The organism is Paraburkholderia hiiakae (genome assembly GCF_904848665.1).
Taxonomy (GTDB): Bacteria; Pseudomonadota; Gammaproteobacteria; order Burkholderiales; family Burkholderiaceae; genus Paraburkholderia; species Paraburkholderia hiiakae.
This window is the reverse complement of record NZ_CAJHCQ010000016.1, coordinates 40,213-56,490: the sequence shown is the minus strand read 5'-3', so window position 1 is coordinate 56,490 and position 16,278 is coordinate 40,213. Positions and strand designations below refer to the sequence as shown.

The window sequence follows — 16,278 nt, the reverse complement described above, 5'->3', positions numbered from 1 at the left end:
CTTTAGTGGGACGACGAATACTGGTCGGAAATCTTCAGGCTGGCCTTCGGCAGCGACGGCAACGGCGTTGCAACGTTATCCGGTCCAACGAAGGTAAACGAAGCTGCCTTGATGGTGTATGCGCCGGGACAATGGAACGTGATGTTGCCGTTCTCGATGACGACCGAAGCGCCCCCGCTGTTGAGCGTGATCTTCGACTTGGCCGATATCTGGACGTCCGCGCTTTCGCTCGCGACGCGCAACTGCTTCTGCGCGAAAAGATCCATCCCGTCCGTAAGTGCCGCCATCAGGACCTTGCCCTTCGCCGCGATAAACGTCAGCCCGAGCTTGTGCGCGCATAGCGAGATCAGTTCGCCCGCTACCATGCGTAGCCGCTTCGTGACGCTGGCGTCCATGTTCTGGGCCGCCGTGACGATCACGTTCTCGCCCGCCGAGTGCTGGACCGATTTCGGCGTGACGAGTGCCACGCCGCCCGGGGCGCTCGCGAGCAGCCCCGCCTCGCGAAGCTGGTTCAGCCCGTCGAGAAGCGCCGCCTGTGTCGCGCGGTCGGCAGGATCGGCCCCGGCCTGCGTCGTCGCCGCCGCAAGATCCGTTACGCGCTGGAGGGCCACCTTGAGCTGCGCGACGGCGGCAGGCATTTCGAGGTGAGGCGTATCGGCTCCCGCTGCCGCGTCCGCCGACAAGAACAGCCCTTTCGCCGCGCGCGTGGTGCCCCATCCCTGAGTCGTGATCTCATACCCCTCACCGCGCTTGAGCTTTTTACTGTTGAGCAGGTACCCCTGGTTCATCGCCGTCTGGTTGTAGACCGTCGCAATTCGCGCGCTTTCCTTGCCCTGCAAGTCGTTAAACACAATCTCCGCGCCAAGCAGCGGCGAGCGCCAGATTGCGTAGCTGAACATTGCGTTGGCACCGTGAACGACGTCCGGATGAGAATAGTCATGCAAGGCACCCGATATATGGATTCGGTCGACGTCGTTGTGGGCCGCTTCGAGCAGGACTTCGGTATCCGGGAGCAGCGGCGAGTGAAAGCCGCCCTGATACGACGACGACGGACGCAGCAGACGTAGCTTCAGCAGTTGTCTGTCGGTATTGCCCGAGCCTTGCAGGAATTTAGGTAGGACCGGATAGCGACCGTATTCGTCAAGGCACGCGTAGGGCGCCGAATCAAACGTTGTGACGACGCCGACAACCGGACCATTGAGAAATCTCCAGTCGCGCTCGTAAACGAAGCTGGGCCGGTACACGAAGTGTGCTGGCATCGCCTTGAAGCGGGTGAACGCCGGTTTCGTGCGACTGCCCTTCATGACCATCGAAGTAATCACGAAGCCGTATTCCGCGCTCGCGAGCTTCGCGTTCGTCAGCTTCACGACCACGCCCGGTGCGACGCCCTTCGCGTCGGTTGTACCCGAGAGCGTCGCCTGCCGTGCGATCAGCTCGTCGCGCCGCGTCTGCGCGTACGTCTCGCCCTGCTCCTGCGTGAGGTGGAATTCCGCGCTGCGACTGATCTGTCCGAATACCGAGCGGTCCTCCGATTCGCCGGAGACGTTCGCCGTCGCCCGTAGCGGGTCCTCCGGCGTGCGGTAGTTGCGCTCCCATACCTCGACCGTTGCGGCGACCAGCCTGCGATGCTCGTTGACCTCCTGCGCCGCCTCCTGCCAGTTGCTGTTCAGGCCCGAGGCGTCCAGCAGGGGCACGTCGATCGAGCGGATATAAGCGCGCGGGTTGTTCGCGAAAACGATGGTGTCGAGCCGCCCGTCCTTGCTGCGGCCCTGCTTGTAGAACCAGAAAACGCCCTTGCGGCGGCAATGACGGGTGATCAGGTTGTAGAGGGATTCCTCGTACATGACCACCTGTTCCATCTTCTCCTGGAGTCCCTCAATCTGGAACTCCACGTCGAAGGCGTCGAAATTCTTCCGGTCGACGACGGTCTGCGTGATCAGTTCCTGAAGCGTAACGTCCTTGTACGTATCCGATCGGACGATCAGCTTGAGCAGGGCCGCGAAGCGCGGTTCGAGGCGCAGGCGGTATGTGCCCTGGTCGCGGCTCACGCTTATGCGCTTCCAGCGCGTTATCACGCCGTTGAAGGTCGCCGCCTCACGGTCGACGGGCTCGGTATAGCTCGCCGAAGGCACCGTCGCACGCTCGTCGATCTGCAACCCCGCCCGTTTCCCCACGCAGAGCTTGCCGTCGATGGCGAGTTCCGGCGACGTCACCGTGACGTCAACGATATAGTCCTGGCAGAAGCCCGCCTTCACCCTGAACTTGACGACGTCGAGCGGAATTTCGAGCCCGCCAACCCAGAGGCTTAGACGCTGGGTCAGGCGCGCGCTTGGGTGGAGCAATGTATCCGTAAAACGTTTTGTCACAGCATTCATACGCATCCCGGTTCGTTAATAGGAACGAGGCGAAGCCGCCGGATTGACACTTCTCGCCGGATTCGCAATTTCAGGCAAACAACAATTAAGGAATTACGCCATCAACGCGTCAATTAGCGAATCCAGAAGGCGTCCGGAATTCCCCACGTTTTTGTCAAAAAAAGATAACTTTGCGACACGCTGATTTTTCGAGATGCAATTGCGTGGTAATTCGCGGGAAAGGCCATTAATCGGCTTCTGATTGTCGAGGCGATCTGGACGTACTCCGGCACGTACAACCCGGCGAACCCACTGCGCGAGGATTTTTGCCGCCCGGGTACGTGGGTCGTCATGAACCGCGTGGTTCACGCGACGCGGCTATTAGCCGTCCTCCTCGGCATTACGCCGAAAGGGCCTAACGCGACGCGCGGGGGCGAGCTACGGATCTTTTACGCATAGATCGAGGCGCTTCAGGAGGCGCTCCTTACGCTGCTCCTCTCGCGGCTATTGATTGCTGGACCAGGCTGTGTGAAACCCATCCTGCTCGACCATACGGTATGGAGTCCTTATGGTGTTGAACGGAAATCCGCAACGCCCCGCCCTCGGGACGCGCCGATGTCGTGAGCGTGCTGGGCTGCGCCGGTTGGATCACACGAAATGCAACCCGCAGCACCACGACGCCGACCACTTTTCCGGAAAGTCTGAACGATCTTGCGTTGAGTCGCGACGCGAGCCGGCGCGAGTGCCCCCACGCCCTCACCCAAACCGTACGCAATACACCGGCGGCAAGTGCGCAGAAACGAGCTGCCAGTTTTCGCCGCCGTCGTCCGAGGTCCAGAGCGCGCCCGTGGTCGACCCCATGGCGAGACGCGTGCCGGAATCGTCGATGTCGAGTCCGTGCCGGTACACGATGTCGTACGCAGGTGCAGCCGGCAAACCGTTCGAGAAGCGCTCGAACGTGCGCCCGCCGTCGCGTGTGCGCGTGACGACGAACTGGCCATCGACGGGCACGCGGTACTGGTCTTTTTGGGCCGGCACGAACCACGCCGTATCGGGCTCGCGCGGATGCACCGCGACCGCGAAGCCGAAGCTCGACGGCTGCGCTTCGATACGCTGCCAGTGCGCTGCGCCATCCGTCGAGCGGAAGATCGCGCAGTGATGCTGCGTCCACAGCACATCGGGGTTCGCCGCACATTGCACCACGCGGTGCGGGTCTTGCGCGTTGGGCTCGCCGCGCCGCTCGGGCGGCATGTAGTCCGCTTCCATGCCCTCGGCGGTGATGCGCCAGGTCGCGCCGCCGTCGCCGGTTTGCCAGACGCCGCCGCACGACACGCCCACCGTGACATGCTGGCTGTCGCGCGGATCGACCATCACCGAATGGATGCCCGGCGCGTCGTAGCCGCCGCCCGCCCATTCGCGCCGCTCCGGGCGGTCCCACAGCGCGCGGTTGAGTCCCCAGGTGTCGCCGCCGTCCGCGGAGCGGAACAGCCCGCCCGGTATCGTGCCCGCCCACAGCACGCCCGGCTCGTCCGCGCCGCCGGGTTCGAGCGACCAGATCTGCTGCAGCGACCATGGCGCGGGCAGACGGCCCAATGCATCCGGCTCCTTGGCCTGAATGTCCTCGGCGGGTTGTGGCGGATAGACGGGCACCGCGCACTCTTCCCAGTCCGCCATGCCCGCGCGCCTGCGATGCAGCTTAACGCCGAAGTGGCCGAGATTGAGCGCGGCATAGAGCGAGCCGTCGCGCGCGTCGGGCATCACCATACTCACCGGCTCGCCGACGAATTCGGGTTCGCCGATCGTCCAGCCGCCCGCTCCATCGGCTTGCAGAACAAACAGCCCCTTGCGGGTTGCGACTAGCAATCGATCGCTCATCTCGTCTGCCCTCTGTCGATTGTCATCCGCCCGACAGCGCCTGCACGACATACACCCGGCTCGCTTCGCCGAGCGCATCGCTCAGATGCTCCCGGTCGCGTAGCCTGACGCCGTCGACGAACACCGCCAGATGTTTTCGCAGCGCGCCCTGATCGTCGAGGATATAGCCGCGCAAACGAGGCTGCTCGGCAAACACGGCATCGAACGCTTCGCGTAGCGTGCGCGCGTCGATCTCGCGCTCGGGCGTCGCGACGTGCCGCTGAATGGAGGCTGCGAAGAAGATGTGCGCCATGGCGGGCCGGCGGCGCGGAAGTGGCCGCATCCGCTGGTTCTGTAGTTTAGGCCATCCGCCGCGGGCTTCGAGGCGTTGCCGTACCCCGGAAGCTCCTGCGCTGCGATGCGGCGCAGCAAACGCGCCCGGCCCCGCCGGACGCAACGCCAGTCGTTACGGCGCGCTGCCTTCCGGTTTGGATTTGCCGTGCAGGCACGGCGTCGGCAAGCGCATGCGATAGAGGGAAATCGCCTGGATCGTGAGCACGCAGAGAATCGCTGCCCCGTAAGCGGCGAGCAGATTCCAGTGCGTGAGTGTGAGGCTCAGCACGAAGAAGAACGAGGCGAAGCCCAGCAATCCCGTGGTCATGCCGCGCATCAGTTGCTGCGCCGCTTCATGGCCGATCATGCGGTGCGCGAACACGGCGAGGATGATCGCCATGAACGGGAGCGACGCGAGCACGCCGCTCGCCTCGGGGCCGACGTAAGGCGCGATCAGCGTCACGCTCACCACGAGGCCGGCGATGAGCATCATGCGCGAAGGCAAATCCCACCATGGCGGCGTGAGGCGCGCGGTTCTTGCCGGCTTGTTGGGGATGAGGTTCAGCGCAAGGGCGATGGCCAGAATGGCAAAGAGATAAAGCCCATGAGCCGGCAGCGCGCTCCATTGCAGCAAGAGGGCCACGAGGGCGAACGTCGCGCCTCCCGCTGCCAGTGCCACCTTCCACCCTCGCGCCGCCACCCTGCAATAGGCGACGCAAAACGCCGCCTGAGCCGCCGTGGCGACGAGCGAGCCTGACGTGGCTTGTGCAGCGAACGCCGGTCCGTGCTCCAGCGCGAGAAAAACCGAGACCGGCCCCGATGTGAGCGGCAGCCCCACGAGCAATCCGCCGACCGCTTCGCCCCAGCGGCGAGCAGCAAGACTGGCGGCCAACAGCAACAACGGCGTAACGACGAGTTTGAAAAGCAGAAGATCCATGATGAGCGACGCAATGCGGAGAATGCCAACTTTCAGGAATGCGCGGCTGGCGTAACAGGAGTTACGTTACGTCCCGCGGCTTGCTGCCCATATTGAAGGGCGCCAACGTGGCTGACAAACCATTTGTCGTCATATAATGCGTGAGCAAAACTCACGCGTACCGCACGCACCCTGCTCCATGTTCGACCGCCTTCCCCCGCTGCAAACCCTGCGCGCCTTCGAAGCCACAGGGCGACTTCTCAGCATGACGCTGGCGGCGCAGGAACTGCACGTTACGCATGGCGCCGTGAGCCGCCACATCAAGACGCTCGAAAGCCATCTGGGTGTGGCGCTCTTCCAGCGCCTCACGCGGCGCATCGTCCTGACCGAGGCGGGCGCCGAATTCCTGCTGGCCGTGAACCGCGCGCTCGCTGAATTGACCAAGGAGTCCGAGCGCCTGCGCACGCACGACAACGTCACGCGTCTGAAGATCAACGCCAGCGTGTCCTTCGCGAACCGCTGGCTCGCGCCGCGCCTCTATCGCCTCAAGGCCCGCCATCCGGAGTTGGACGTGCACCTCGACGTGACCGACAAATACGTCGATCTCAACGACTCGGACGTCGATGTCGCCATTCGCTACGGCAGCGGGCGCTATCCGCGCGTGCTGGCCGAGCGCATTCTGGATGAAACCGTGACGCCAGTTTGCAGTGCTGACTATCGGGCGAAGATCGGCGGCATGGCCTCGGTTGAAAGTCTCGCGCGCTGCACCTTGCTGCACGAGGGCGGCATGCTCGCGAACTGGGAGCAATGGCTGGCGCTGGCGGGTTTGAGCGGCGTGCGTAGCGATCGCGGCACGGCCTACAGCCATGGGAGCCTCGCAATCGAGGCGGCGATACGCGGCGAAGGCGTGGCGCTCGGGCGCAGCGTGATCGTGGCGGACGACATCGCGGCCGGTCGGCTCGTCGCGCCGTTCCCGCACTTGCGCCTCGAGTCCGAGCGCGGCCATGACCTCGTCTACCGCATTGGCAGCCGCGACGATCCCAAAGTGCGCGCTGTGCGCGACTGGCTTGCCGACGAAATCCGGCTCTTTCTCGCCGAGGCCAGTTGAGGGCCACGCGCTCGCAACGCGCTGCGCTCAGTAACCGAGCGCCACCTTGGCGAGCATGCCGCACGCCACGCACACCAGGATGGCGGCGAAACCCATCTGCGTATGCCGCGCTGAGACGCGATGCGAAACGTGACGACCGAGCACCATGCCAGCGACGGTCGCGACGCTGAACCAGAGCGTGAGGTCGAGCCGCAGCGGCACGCCGTGCAGCACCGTCGCCACCACACCGCCACAGCCCACGAGCGCGATGACCATCAGCGACGTCGCGACGATGCCGTGCATGGAAATGTTCGTAAGCTTGCGCAGCATCGGCACGATGATGAAGCCGCCGCCCACGCCGAGCAGACCCGTCATCAGGCCCGTCAACGCGCCGGTCGACGCCAGCGCGAGCGCCGTGGTTTTCGACCAGACGAGGCGCCCCGTGTCGGGATTGATACGGCCCACGCAAAGCGGCGACGCTTCCTGCAGCGCGCGCTTTTTCCCGATGGTTTGACGCAAGAGCCGCACGGCCACGAACAGCATCACGCCGGCGAAGAGCGCGAGCAACAGACGTTGCGGCATGGCTTGCGCGAGGCGCACGCCGAGCCACGTGGTCGGCACGCCCGCGAGCGCCATGCAGAACGCCGCGCGATAGCGCACGAGGCGCTTTCTGAAGGCTTCGAGCGCGCCGATCCCCGCGCTGCTCGCCACCGCGATCAAGGCAACCGGCGTGGCCTGCTGCATGGGCCAGCCCATTCCCACCACGATGGCCGGCACGGCGAGAATGCCGCCGCCCGCGCCTGTGAGTCCCAGCAACGCGCCGATCATGGCGCCGAGAACGAGTGAAACGATCATCGAGGGTCGATGTTCAGCATGACTTTGAACGGCGAGGTCAAGCGGGCACCGTGGCCTCTGTGGCCGGCACACACGGCGCCACGGCGCGGCGAATGCAGTCCACCGCGAAATCGACGTCTTCCGGCTTCGTGAAGCGCCCGAGGCTCAAACGCACCGTGCGGTTTGCCGCTTCCTCGCCAACCCCGATTGCCGTGAGTACATGCGAAGGCGTACCCGCAGCCGAGTTGCAGGCCGAAGTCGAGGAAATCGCGAGGTCGCCGGTCAGCAGGAACGGGAAGAAACCCGGCAGATCGATCGTGAGGCTCAGCGTGTGGGGAATGCGCTTCGCGCGCGCCGCGTTGAGCGTGACGCCGGGCAACGCGAGCACCTCGGCCAGCAGGCGCTCGCCCAGACGCGCAATGCGCTCGCTGTCCGCCTGCAGCGCCTCGCGCGCAATCACGCATGCCACGCCCATGCCAACGATCTGATGCGTGGCCAGCGTGCCCGAGCGCAAGCCGCGTTCGTGGCCACCGCCGTGCATTTGCGGCGCGATGCGCTCGAACGCCTCGCGGCTCACATAGATGGCGCCAATGCCCTTCGGCCCGTACACCTTGTGCGCCGACATCGAGAGCAGGTCGATGCCCATCGCTTTCACGTCGATGGGTGTCTTGCCGAGCGCCTGCGCCGCATCGACGTGCAGCAGGGCGCCCGCGGCATGCACCACGCGCGCAATTGCCGCGACGTCGGTGAGCGTGCCCAGTTCGTTGTTGACCAGCATGAGCGACACGAGCCCGGTGTCGGGCTTAAGCGCAGCGGCCACGGCCTCGGCCGTGATTTCGCCGCGGGCGTTCGGCGCGAGCCGCGTGACGGCCATGCCGCGCGCTTCGAGGCTCGTCATCGTGTCGAGAATGGCCTTGTGCTCGAGTTGGCTCGTGATCAGGTGGCGCTTTTGAGTCGCGCGATCCGCGTAGCCCTTGAGCGCGAGATTGTTCGACTCGGTCGCGCCGGAAGTCCAGACGATCTCCTCGGCATCGGCGCCGATGAGCGCCGCCACGTCCTTGCGCGCCTGCTCGACAAGCCGCCGCGCCCGCTGGCCCGCGCCATGCGAACTGGATGCCGGATTGCCGAAGTCGCCTTCCATACCCAGACAGCCGAACATCGCCTCGATCACCCGCGGGTCCGCCGGGGTGGTCGCGGCATAGTCAAAGTAACGCAAATCGCCCTTCTCGCTCATCTTCGTTTCTCGCACAACGGAATTCCGAAAATGCTACGCGTCGGGCGCTGAAAAATGGTTCCAAAATTAAGCGGATTCTCCAAAGGGAGGAGTATCCATTTCTACTCGATAGGCCTCTCGCGAAATGAAATTCTCGGCAGGCAGGCCCCATGCACGAAACCCGAGGGCGATGCCTCGTCACCCTTCGGGTGTTGCGATGTCCGCGCGGATCAGTTCGTCAGCTAGTGTGAGGGCTTGTTGTCGCGCCAGCGGACCCGTCGCGCAGGGCCCCGGACGCGGGCAGCCGTCGAACGGATAGATGAGCCGCCCATCGGTCTTGCGGCGAATACGCAGCAATCCGTAGTAGCGGCCCGCGCCGTCGATCTGCTCGCCGCAGAAAACTTCGTAGTCTTCCGCGGTGGTCGGGCGGCGCATGGCCGGTTTCGGCCTTTTCTCTGGCATGTCGGCACTCCGCGAATATCCAGGGCGAGATATGCGCAATACCCAGCAAACGCCGCGCCCGGCACGCCATTGCGGTCAAACGGCCGCCCTTGCCCGCTCCCTGCCCACACGATGCGGCGTCGCACGGAAATCAGCGATAACGGGCACAATACGCGCCTACGCCGCCGCGCCGGACGCTGTGTTCGTGATTCGAACGCGCCTTTTGAGCATGCTTGCTGCCCGAACGCTCCCGCACCGCCGCACCGGAATCCGCCCTTTTCACGCTTTCATGACCCACGATCTGCCCGAACATCCAGCCACCGCCGCACGCCCGGCGAACTCGCCGCGCTTCCTGCTGTTCCTGATCTGCCTGTTCGCCTCCGCCGGACAGCTCGCCATCGACATCTACGTGCCCGCGCTGCCTGCCATGGCCCGCTACTTCGCGACCTCGCCGCAAGCGATCCAGTCGAGCGTGTCGGTCTATATGGCGGCCTACGCACTCGGCCAGCTCATCTTCGGGCCGATTTCCGACGCCCTCGGACGCAAACGCGTGCTGGCGTTCGGCCTCGTCATCTACACGATCGGCTGCCTGCTTTCGCTGGCCGCGCCGAATCTGGAAACGTTCGTGCTGGCGCGCTGCCTGCAGGGTTTCGGCATTGCCGCAACCAACCTGCTCGCCAAGGCCATCATCACCGACTCGTTCGTGGGCACCGCGCTCATGCACGCGTTCACTTATATGTCGATCACATGGGGGCTCGCGCCGATCATCGCGCCCGTGATCGGCGCGCACTTGCAGGAGTTGTTCGGCTGGAAGTCGTGCCTCGTGTTCCTGCTCGTCTATTCGCTGGTGATGTGGGCGCTGCTGTGGCGCTTTCGCGAGACCTTGCGGCAGCCAGTGCATCTGGAGCCGCGCACGCTCATCGCGAATGCGGGCAAGGTGCTCGCGAGCCCCGTGTTCCAGAGCTGCTTTCTCGCCCAGGGCCTGTGCTACAGCATCCTGCTGGTGTTCAACATCATCGGGCCGTTCATGGTGCAGAACACGTTGCACAAGCCGCCCACCTTCTTCGGCTATCTCGCGCTCGGCATCGGCTTGATGTATTTCCTCGGTGGCCTCTCGAACCGCCTGCACGGACCGCGCCTGCCCACCCCGGAACAACGGCTGCGCGTGGGCGCGCGCGTGATGGCGGGCGCGGCGATCGTCATGCTCGTGCTCGCGCTCACGGTGGGCCTGCGCGTGTGGACGCTCGCCACCCCGGTGCTCGTGATGGGTCTGTGCGCGGGCGCGATGTATCCCACGCTGATGGCGAAGGGCAATTCGCTGTTCCCGCACATTGCGGGATTGACGAGCGCGATCCTGGGCTGCGCGCTGCTGCTCGTTTCCTCGGCGATGATGGGGCTGGCCGGCTTTGTGTCCGTGCATGTGCTCACGCCGCTCGCGGTGTTCTTCGTGGTGCTCGCGCTCACCGTTGTTTTGATGGTGACGAAGCTGCTGCGGCACCTCGCGCAGAGTCAGGCCGCCGCCGCCGCGCTCGCGCAGCGCAGCGGCGAGGCGGCCTGAGCGGCTTGAGCCGCTTGCGCTGCGACTACCTGATCGCGCGCGCCACGTCCTGCAACTGCGTGAAGGCGCGGTAACGCGCTTCGTGCAGCGCCGCGATCTCACCCGTGGCCGGTGCGTAGACCTTGCTGATCTGCGACATCGCGGCCATCGCCTCGCGCGCGTTTTCATACAGGCCGCCCGCCACGCCGCCCAGCATGGCCGCACCCAACAATACGGGCTCGTCCGCATGGGTGGCGAGCACAGGCTTACCCGTTGCGTCCGCAAGCAACTGGCGCACGAGGTCGAGCCGGCCCGCACCGCCGCTGATCACCACCTGCTCGATCGGCGCGCCCGCCTGGGCCTGCACCTCGATGATCTGCCGCAGCCCATAGCCGATACTGCAAATGCCGGCGACATAGAGCGCGACCAGACTCTCCATGTCCGTCTCCATGCCGAGTCCCGCGATGACCGCACGCGCGTGCGGGTCCGCAAACGGCGCGCGGTTGCCGAGGAATTCCGGCACGACGTGCAGCCCCTGATCGTGCGCGAGGCGCACCGCGCCAGAGAGGCCGCCCGAAGCCTGCGCAGCCAGCCCCGCCAGCATCGTCGGCAGCGACTGACTTTCGCTCGCCGCGCGGCTCGCGGCCTCTCCCGCGAGCGGATGCAGCGTGAGCAGCCGCTCGATTGCCGCGCCCGCCACGGATTGCCCGCCCTCGTTGAGCCACGCCTCGGGCACCATCGCCGAGTAGTACGGGCCCCACACGCCCGGCACGAACACGGGGTCGCGCGTGGTCGTCATCGTGCATGACGAAGTACCGAACACATACGCGAGGCACGCCTCGGGCTGCCCTTGCGCGCCCACCGTGCCGATGCCGCCCGCGTGCGCGTCGATCACGCCTGTCGCCACCGGCGTGCCCGCGCGCAGGCCGAGCTGCGCGGCGGCCTCTGGCGTGAGCCCGCTGCCCAGCGGCGTGCCCGGCTCGACGATGGTCTGACCGATGCGCGCGAAACCTTCGTCGGCGAGCACGCCGAGACCCACAGTGCGGAAGTAGCTCTCGTCCCAGCGCCGCTCGTGCGCGAGATAGGTCCACTTGCAGGTCACGGTGCAGGTGGAGCGCGACAGGTCGCCGGTGGCGCGCCACGTGAGAAAGTCGGTCAGGTCGAAGAACTGCCAGGCGGCGGCGAACACCTTGGGCCGGTTTTCCAGCAGCCACAGCAGCTTGGGCGTTTCCATTTCGGGCGAGATCTTGCCGCCCACGAAGCGCAGCACATCGTGGCCCGTGGCGTTGATGCGCTCGGCCTGCTCCACGGCGCGATGGTCCATCCACACGATGATGTCGCGCTCCGCCACTTCAGACGGCCCAACGGGCAGCGGCTGGCCGCCCTCGCCCAGCACGACGAGCGAACAGGTGGCGTCGAAGCCGATGCCGGCGATTCTCTCCGGCGAGACTGCGGCCTGCGCCAGCGCTTCCTTCACGGCATGGCACACGGCGTTCCATATCTGCGTGCTCGATTGCTCGACCATCGCGCCGCTCTCATGAAACACGGTGATGTCGTGTTTTGCCGACGCCACCATGCGTCCGGCGGAATCGAAAATACCGGCGCGGGCGCTGCCCGTCCCCACATCGACGCCGACGGTATGGCGCGGGCCGCCAGCCTGGTTATTTGTCGTCATGGCTCGTTGACTATGTATTTACAGATCGACACTGTTAGGCAGGATCACGAGGTCGCGAATGGTGACGTTGCGCGGCCGCGTGAGCATGAATACCACGGAATCGGCCACTTCCTTCGGCTGCATGAGACTGCCCTGGGCCAGCGCTTCGTCCATCTTCGCCTTGGGCCAGTCGTCCAGCAATGCCGTGACCACGGGGCCCGGCAGCACCGCGCCCACGCGCACGCCGTGCTTCGCGACCTGGCGGCGCACGGTGTGCGCGAAAGCCTGCACCGCGAACTTCGAGGCCGTGTAAACAGGTTCCCACACCACCGGCACGACGCCCGCCACCGAACTCGTGAAAATGATGTCGCCCGTCTTCTGCGCGATCATGTGCGGCAGCACCGCATGCACGCAGCGAAACGCGGCGTTGATGTTCAGGTTGAGCATGCGGTCCCACTCGTCGGGATTGCCGTTCGCCACTTCGCCGCCGACGTAGGCGCCCGCATTGGCGTGAAAGATGTCGAGCCCGCCCGCGAGATCGAGAATCCTGGGCAGCATGTCCGCATAGTCCGCAGGGTTGAGCAGATCCATGGCGAGCGGCAGCGCGTTGGGCCCCAGTTCCGCGCAACACTTGGCGAGCCGGTCCTGCGCACGGTCGATCAGCACGACTTTCGCGCCTTCGTCCACGAACGCGCGCGCGCACGCGAAGCCAATGCCGGACGCCGCGCCCGTAATGGCGGCGACCTTTCCCTTGATCGATTCAGACATGGGTGATTTTCTCCTTGAATCAGGTCCAACGCCTTAGGCGCGGCCATGCGAAACGCGCGACTGGCGGGCGAGCGAATCGACGATCACCGCAATGGCCAGCACGGCGCCGGTAATCATGAAGCGTAGCGACGACGACAGGTTCAGCAACGTGAGGCCGCTCGCAATCGACTGGATCACGATAATGCCAAGCACTGCAGACCATGCGCTGCCGCGCCCGCCGAACAGGCTCGTGCCGCCAATCACGGCTGCCGCGATGGCGTTGAGGTTCACGTCGCCCGTGCCGGCCTGCTGGCTCGCTGAAGCGAGGCGCGTCGCGGTCAGCACGCCGCCAATCGCGGCAAGGCTTGCGCACAGCACGAAAGCGCTCGTATAGATCGCCCCGACCTTGATACCCGCGCGCCGCGCGGCTTCGTGATTGCCGCCCACGGCGTGCATCGAGCGGCCCCAGCGCGTGCGCGTGAGCGCGTATTGCATGACGACCGCGAGACCCAGAAAGAGGCCGAACATCAGCGGCACGCCGCGGCCCCGGTTGAGATAGGCCACGACGATTTCAAGGAACACGGTCAGCGCCACCGCACGCCCGAGCAGGCCTGCGACCGAAGGCGCGGAGAGCCTGGCCGCATGGCGGCGCGAGCGCGTGCGCATGCCGAGCAGCAGGAGCACGATACCGGGCAGCAGCGCGATCACATGCGAGACGATCGGCGGGATGACCATCAGTTGTCCGAAGTTCACCATCGTCGAACCGTAGGGCAAGTTGATGGAACCCGTCGAGCCGAGCACGTAGAGCTGCATGCCGAGAATGGCGAGCAGGCCCGCGAGCGTGGAGACGAAACTTGGCATGCCTATCCAGTTGAGCAGCAGCGCATACAGCGCGCCGATCACCGCGCCCACCGCAATGGCGGCGACGATGGCGAGCAGCACCGGCCAGCCGTCGTTGACCCACAGCGTACCGACGAGCGCCGAAGCGAAGCCGCTCATCGAGCCTACCGAGAGATCGATCTGCCCAAGCATCAGCACGCAGACGATGCCAAGCGAAATCACGCCGACCGTCGAGCAGTCGAACAGCATGTTCACGAGGTTGTCGGCGGAGAGAAACACCGGGTTCAGGCTCGTGAATACCGTCCAGATGATGACGAGTCCCGCGATGACCGGGAGTGACCCCAAGTCGCCCGAACGCACGCGATCGACGAATGCCGACACGCTCTCGCCGATTCCGCTCGCATGCTTCACGCGCACGTCGCTGCGGTCGAGCAACGTGGCGGGCCTGGAGGTGTCCTCGTTTTCAGGCTGCGGAGCGCCATGGATAGGCTTGCTCATGATCGTTCCTTTCATTGGACGTCCTGTTGCGCCTGGCGGCGGCCCGCGCGGCGCGACACCGCGTTTTCCGTCGCGCCGGTGATCGCCGCCACGAGTTCGGCATTGGATGAGTCGGGATAGAAGATCCCGTTGTTACGGCCGAGGCGCAGCACGACGATGCGGTCCGCCACCGCGCGCACGTCTTCCATGTTGTGGCTGATCATGATGACGGCATGCCCGCGCTCGCGCACGCGCTCGATCAGGTTCAGCACCTCAGCGGTCTGCGCCACGCCGAGCGCGGCGGTCGGTTCGTCGAGCATGATGAGCTTCGGATCGAGCAGCAGCGAGCGCGCGATCGCCACCGTTTGGCGCTGGCCGCCCGAGAGCGAGGCGACCACGTCGCGCACGCTGGGAATGCGCGCCGATAGCTCGTTGAGCAGCGTCCACGCCTTCACTTCCATCGTCACCTCGTCGAGCCGGTAAGGGCTCAACTCGCGGCCGAGGAAGATGTTCGCCACGACGTCGAGGTTCTCGCACAGCGCGAGGTCCTGGAACACCGTCGCGATGCCTAAGTCGAGCGCCGTGCCCGGATCGGACAAGTTCACCGGCTGGCCGCGGAACGTGATCGTGCCGGCGCTCGGCTGGTGCACGCCCGCCAGAATCTTCACGAGCGTCGATTTGCCCGCACCGTTGTCGCCGACGAGGGCGACCACCTCGCCCGCATGCACGTCGAGCTCGATATCCGTGAGGGCCGAAACCGCGCCGAAATGCTTCGAGATGCCGCGCAGGCTCAGCACCAGCTCGCCGGGCGCGCCGCGTATCGTGGCGCGGTTCGTAGATTCGTCAGTCATGAAATGGGTACCTCTTCGTTTCTCTCAGGGCCCGGCGCGTGCCGGGCCCAACTACGCATATCAGCCGCCAATGCCGAGCTTCTTGCAGCCATCGGCATAGCGGCCCGTGCACAGGTCCTTCGCGTTCGCGAAGCCCTTGTCCACGACTTCGGCCTTGATGTTCTTCTGCGTGATGACGGCCGGCTTGAAGAGTTGCGAAGGCGTCTTGAAGAGCGTCGTCTCGCCCTTCACGGGCTTGCCGTCGAGGAAGCCCACGGCCACCTTCGCCGCCGCGCCCGCCACGATCTCGCTGGGCTTGAGGATCGTGTTGTACTGATCGCCCGCGATGATGAGTTGCAGGCCTGCGGTCGTCGCATCGTTACCCGTCACCGGCGGAACCGGGTTCACGCCCGCCGCCTTGAAGGCCGCAATGGTGCCGCCGGCCGTGCCGTCGTTGGCGGCCACGACGCCCACGATCTGCGGGCCGAAGCGCGTGATTTGCCCGCTCACCCACTGCTGCGCCTTGGGCGGCGCCCACTCGGGCGTGTCGTACTCGGAGAGCGTCTTGTAACCGCTGCCCTGCAGCCCTTCGTGAATGCCCTTCTTGATGAGCCCGGCGGCGGCGTCGGTCGGCGAGCCGTTCACTTCGAGCACACCGCCTTTGCTCCCGGCAACGCCCGATTCCTTCAGGTGCGCAACGAGCGATTGCGCGATGGACTTGCCGATTTCCTCGTTGTCGAACGAGACGTAGTAATCGGCGGGCGTGGAAGGCACGGGCCGGTCATACGCGATGACCTTGATGCCCTGGCTCTGCGCCATATGCACGAGCGAGGCCGCAGCCGTGGAATCCACGGGGTCGAGCACGATGACTTTCGCGCCCTGCGCGATCACCGAGTTGAACTGTTGCTGCTGCTGCGAGGCATCGGCGTTCGCATTCTGGTAGAGCACCTTGCAGTCGGGGCAGAGCTTGCCCATTTCGGCCTTGAAGCCCGGGAAGTCGTGCTGCTCGTAGCGCGTGGAGGCCTGGTCGGGCATCAGGAACGCGACCGTACCGCTCGGCGCAGCATAAGCCGACGTGATGCCCGCGAGGGCGAGACTGAGTGCGGCGGCGCCGATCAGTTGGGTGTGAACTCGGGTCATTGGGTGTCTCCGTTTTTTGGT

General features: G+C 65.4%; 13 protein-coding genes and 1 pseudogene. 2 read left to right on the top strand and 12 right to left on the bottom strand.

What is annotated here, in order from left to right; translation table 11 throughout:
- Positions 1-2: 2 nt before the first annotated feature.
- The 4 genes from JMY28_RS26565 to JMY28_RS26550 all read right to left on the bottom strand — a co-directional run bounded on the left by JMY28_RS26565 (position 3) and on the right by JMY28_RS26550 (position 5,478).
- A complete protein-coding gene (locus tag JMY28_RS26565; RefSeq protein WP_328809460.1) occupies positions 3-2,342 on the bottom strand; it encodes a DUF2345 domain-containing protein in 2,340 nt (779 codons plus the stop codon).
- Between the two features lie 768 nt (positions 2,343-3,110).
- Positions 3,111-4,229 (bottom strand): WD40/YVTN/BNR-like repeat-containing protein, encoded by a 1,119-nt coding sequence (locus JMY28_RS26560; RefSeq protein WP_201698872.1) that lies wholly within the window; start codon positions 4,227-4,229, stop codon positions 3,111-3,113.
- A 22-nt stretch (positions 4,230-4,251) separates the two neighbouring features.
- Positions 4,252-4,521, bottom strand: a complete 270-nt coding sequence (locus JMY28_RS26555) for a MoaD/ThiS family protein (protein ID WP_201698871.1) — start codon at positions 4,519-4,521, stop codon at positions 4,252-4,254.
- Between the two features lie 153 nt (positions 4,522-4,674).
- Positions 4,675-5,478, bottom strand: coding sequence for a hypothetical protein (locus tag JMY28_RS26550; protein WP_201698870.1), 804 nt, complete (start codon positions 5,476-5,478; stop codon positions 4,675-4,677).
- Positions 5,479-5,656: 178 nt separating this feature from the next.
- Here JMY28_RS26550 and gcvA point away from each other — a divergent pair, with 178 nt between their 5' ends.
- The gene (gene gcvA, locus JMY28_RS26545; RefSeq protein WP_201698869.1) at positions 5,657-6,565 is read left to right on the top strand and encodes a transcriptional regulator GcvA; all 909 of its coding nucleotides are present in this window, start codon (positions 5,657-5,659) and stop codon (positions 6,563-6,565) included.
- Positions 6,566-6,592: 27 nt separating this feature from the next.
- On the opposite strand, the gene JMY28_RS26540 is transcribed toward gcvA, so the two are convergent.
- The 3 genes and pseudogenes from JMY28_RS26540 to JMY28_RS26530 form a co-directional block, all read right to left on the bottom strand.
- A complete protein-coding gene (locus tag JMY28_RS26540) occupies positions 6,593-7,399 on the bottom strand; it encodes a sulfite exporter TauE/SafE family protein (protein ID WP_201698868.1) in 807 nt (268 codons plus the stop codon).
- A 70-nt stretch (positions 7,400-7,469) separates the two neighbouring features.
- Positions 7,470-8,612, bottom strand: a pseudogene (locus tag JMY28_RS26535) (cysteine desulfurase family protein); the annotation flags it as partial.
- Between the two features lie 177 nt (positions 8,613-8,789).
- Entirely contained in the window at positions 8,790-9,053 is a 264-nt protein-coding gene (locus JMY28_RS26530) for a DUF6723 family protein (RefSeq protein WP_201698866.1), read from the bottom strand.
- Between the two features lie 268 nt (positions 9,054-9,321).
- Here JMY28_RS26530 and JMY28_RS26525 point away from each other — a divergent pair, with 268 nt between their 5' ends.
- On the top strand, positions 9,322-10,590 hold the full coding sequence (locus JMY28_RS26525) for a multidrug effflux MFS transporter (protein WP_201698865.1): 1,269 nt from the start codon (positions 9,322-9,324) through the stop codon (positions 10,588-10,590).
- 25 nt (positions 10,591-10,615) lie between these two features.
- On the opposite strand, the gene JMY28_RS26520 is transcribed toward JMY28_RS26525, so the two are convergent.
- From JMY28_RS26520 to JMY28_RS26500, 5 genes are read right to left on the bottom strand one after another with little or no spacing between them, the layout of a single operon-like run.
- Positions 10,616-12,244, bottom strand: coding sequence for an FGGY-family carbohydrate kinase (locus JMY28_RS26520; protein WP_201698864.1), 1,629 nt, complete (start codon positions 12,242-12,244; stop codon positions 10,616-10,618).
- A gap of 18 nt (positions 12,245-12,262) precedes the next feature.
- Positions 12,263-12,991 carry an SDR family oxidoreductase gene (locus tag JMY28_RS26515; protein WP_201698863.1) on the bottom strand — a complete coding sequence of 243 codons (729 nt, stop codon included), beginning with the start codon at positions 12,989-12,991 and terminating at the stop codon, positions 12,263-12,265.
- 33 nt (positions 12,992-13,024) lie between these two features.
- Positions 13,025-14,308 carry a sugar ABC transporter permease gene (locus JMY28_RS26510; RefSeq protein WP_201698862.1) on the bottom strand — a complete coding sequence of 428 codons (1,284 nt, stop codon included), beginning with the start codon at positions 14,306-14,308 and terminating at the stop codon, positions 13,025-13,027.
- 11 nt (positions 14,309-14,319) lie between these two features.
- Entirely contained in the window at positions 14,320-15,138 is an 819-nt protein-coding gene (locus JMY28_RS26505; protein ID WP_201698861.1) for an ATP-binding cassette domain-containing protein, read from the bottom strand.
- Between the two features lie 60 nt (positions 15,139-15,198).
- A complete protein-coding gene (locus tag JMY28_RS26500; protein WP_201698860.1) occupies positions 15,199-16,257 on the bottom strand; it encodes an ABC transporter substrate-binding protein in 1,059 nt (352 codons plus the stop codon).
- Positions 16,258-16,278: the final 21 nt, after the last annotated feature.

Excerpts from the sequence above, each read along its gene's own strand:
- JMY28_RS26560 (WP_201698872.1), bottom strand. The coding sequence starts at position 4,229 with ATGAGCGATCGATTGCTAGTCGCAACCCGCAAGGGGCTGTTTGTTCTG.
- JMY28_RS26555 (WP_201698871.1), bottom strand. The coding sequence starts at position 4,521 with ATGGCGCACATCTTCTTCGCAGCCTCCATTCAGCGGCACGTCGCGACG.
- JMY28_RS26550 (WP_201698870.1), bottom strand. The coding sequence starts at position 5,478 with ATGGATCTTCTGCTTTTCAAACTCGTCGTTACGCCGTTGTTGCTGTTG.
- gcvA (WP_201698869.1), top strand. The coding sequence starts at position 5,657 with ATGTTCGACCGCCTTCCCCCGCTGCAAACCCTGCGCGCCTTCGAAGCC.
- JMY28_RS26540 (WP_201698868.1), bottom strand. The coding sequence starts at position 7,399 with ATGATCGTTTCACTCGTTCTCGGCGCCATGATCGGCGCGTTGCTGGGA.
- JMY28_RS26530 (WP_201698866.1), bottom strand. The coding sequence starts at position 9,053 with ATGCCAGAGAAAAGGCCGAAACCGGCCATGCGCCGCCCGACCACCGCG.
- JMY28_RS26525 (WP_201698865.1), top strand. The coding sequence starts at position 9,322 with ATGACCCACGATCTGCCCGAACATCCAGCCACCGCCGCACGCCCGGCG.
- JMY28_RS26520 (WP_201698864.1), bottom strand. The coding sequence starts at position 12,244 with ATGACGACAAATAACCAGGCTGGCGGCCCGCGCCATACCGTCGGCGTC.
- JMY28_RS26515 (WP_201698863.1), bottom strand. The coding sequence starts at position 12,991 with ATGTCTGAATCGATCAAGGGAAAGGTCGCCGCCATTACGGGCGCGGCG.
- JMY28_RS26510 (WP_201698862.1), bottom strand. The coding sequence starts at position 14,308 with ATGAGCAAGCCTATCCATGGCGCTCCGCAGCCTGAAAACGAGGACACC.
- JMY28_RS26505 (WP_201698861.1), bottom strand. The coding sequence starts at position 15,138 with ATGACTGACGAATCTACGAACCGCGCCACGATACGCGGCGCGCCCGGC.
- JMY28_RS26500 (WP_201698860.1), bottom strand. The coding sequence starts at position 16,257 with ATGACCCGAGTTCACACCCAACTGATCGGCGCCGCCGCACTCAGTCTC.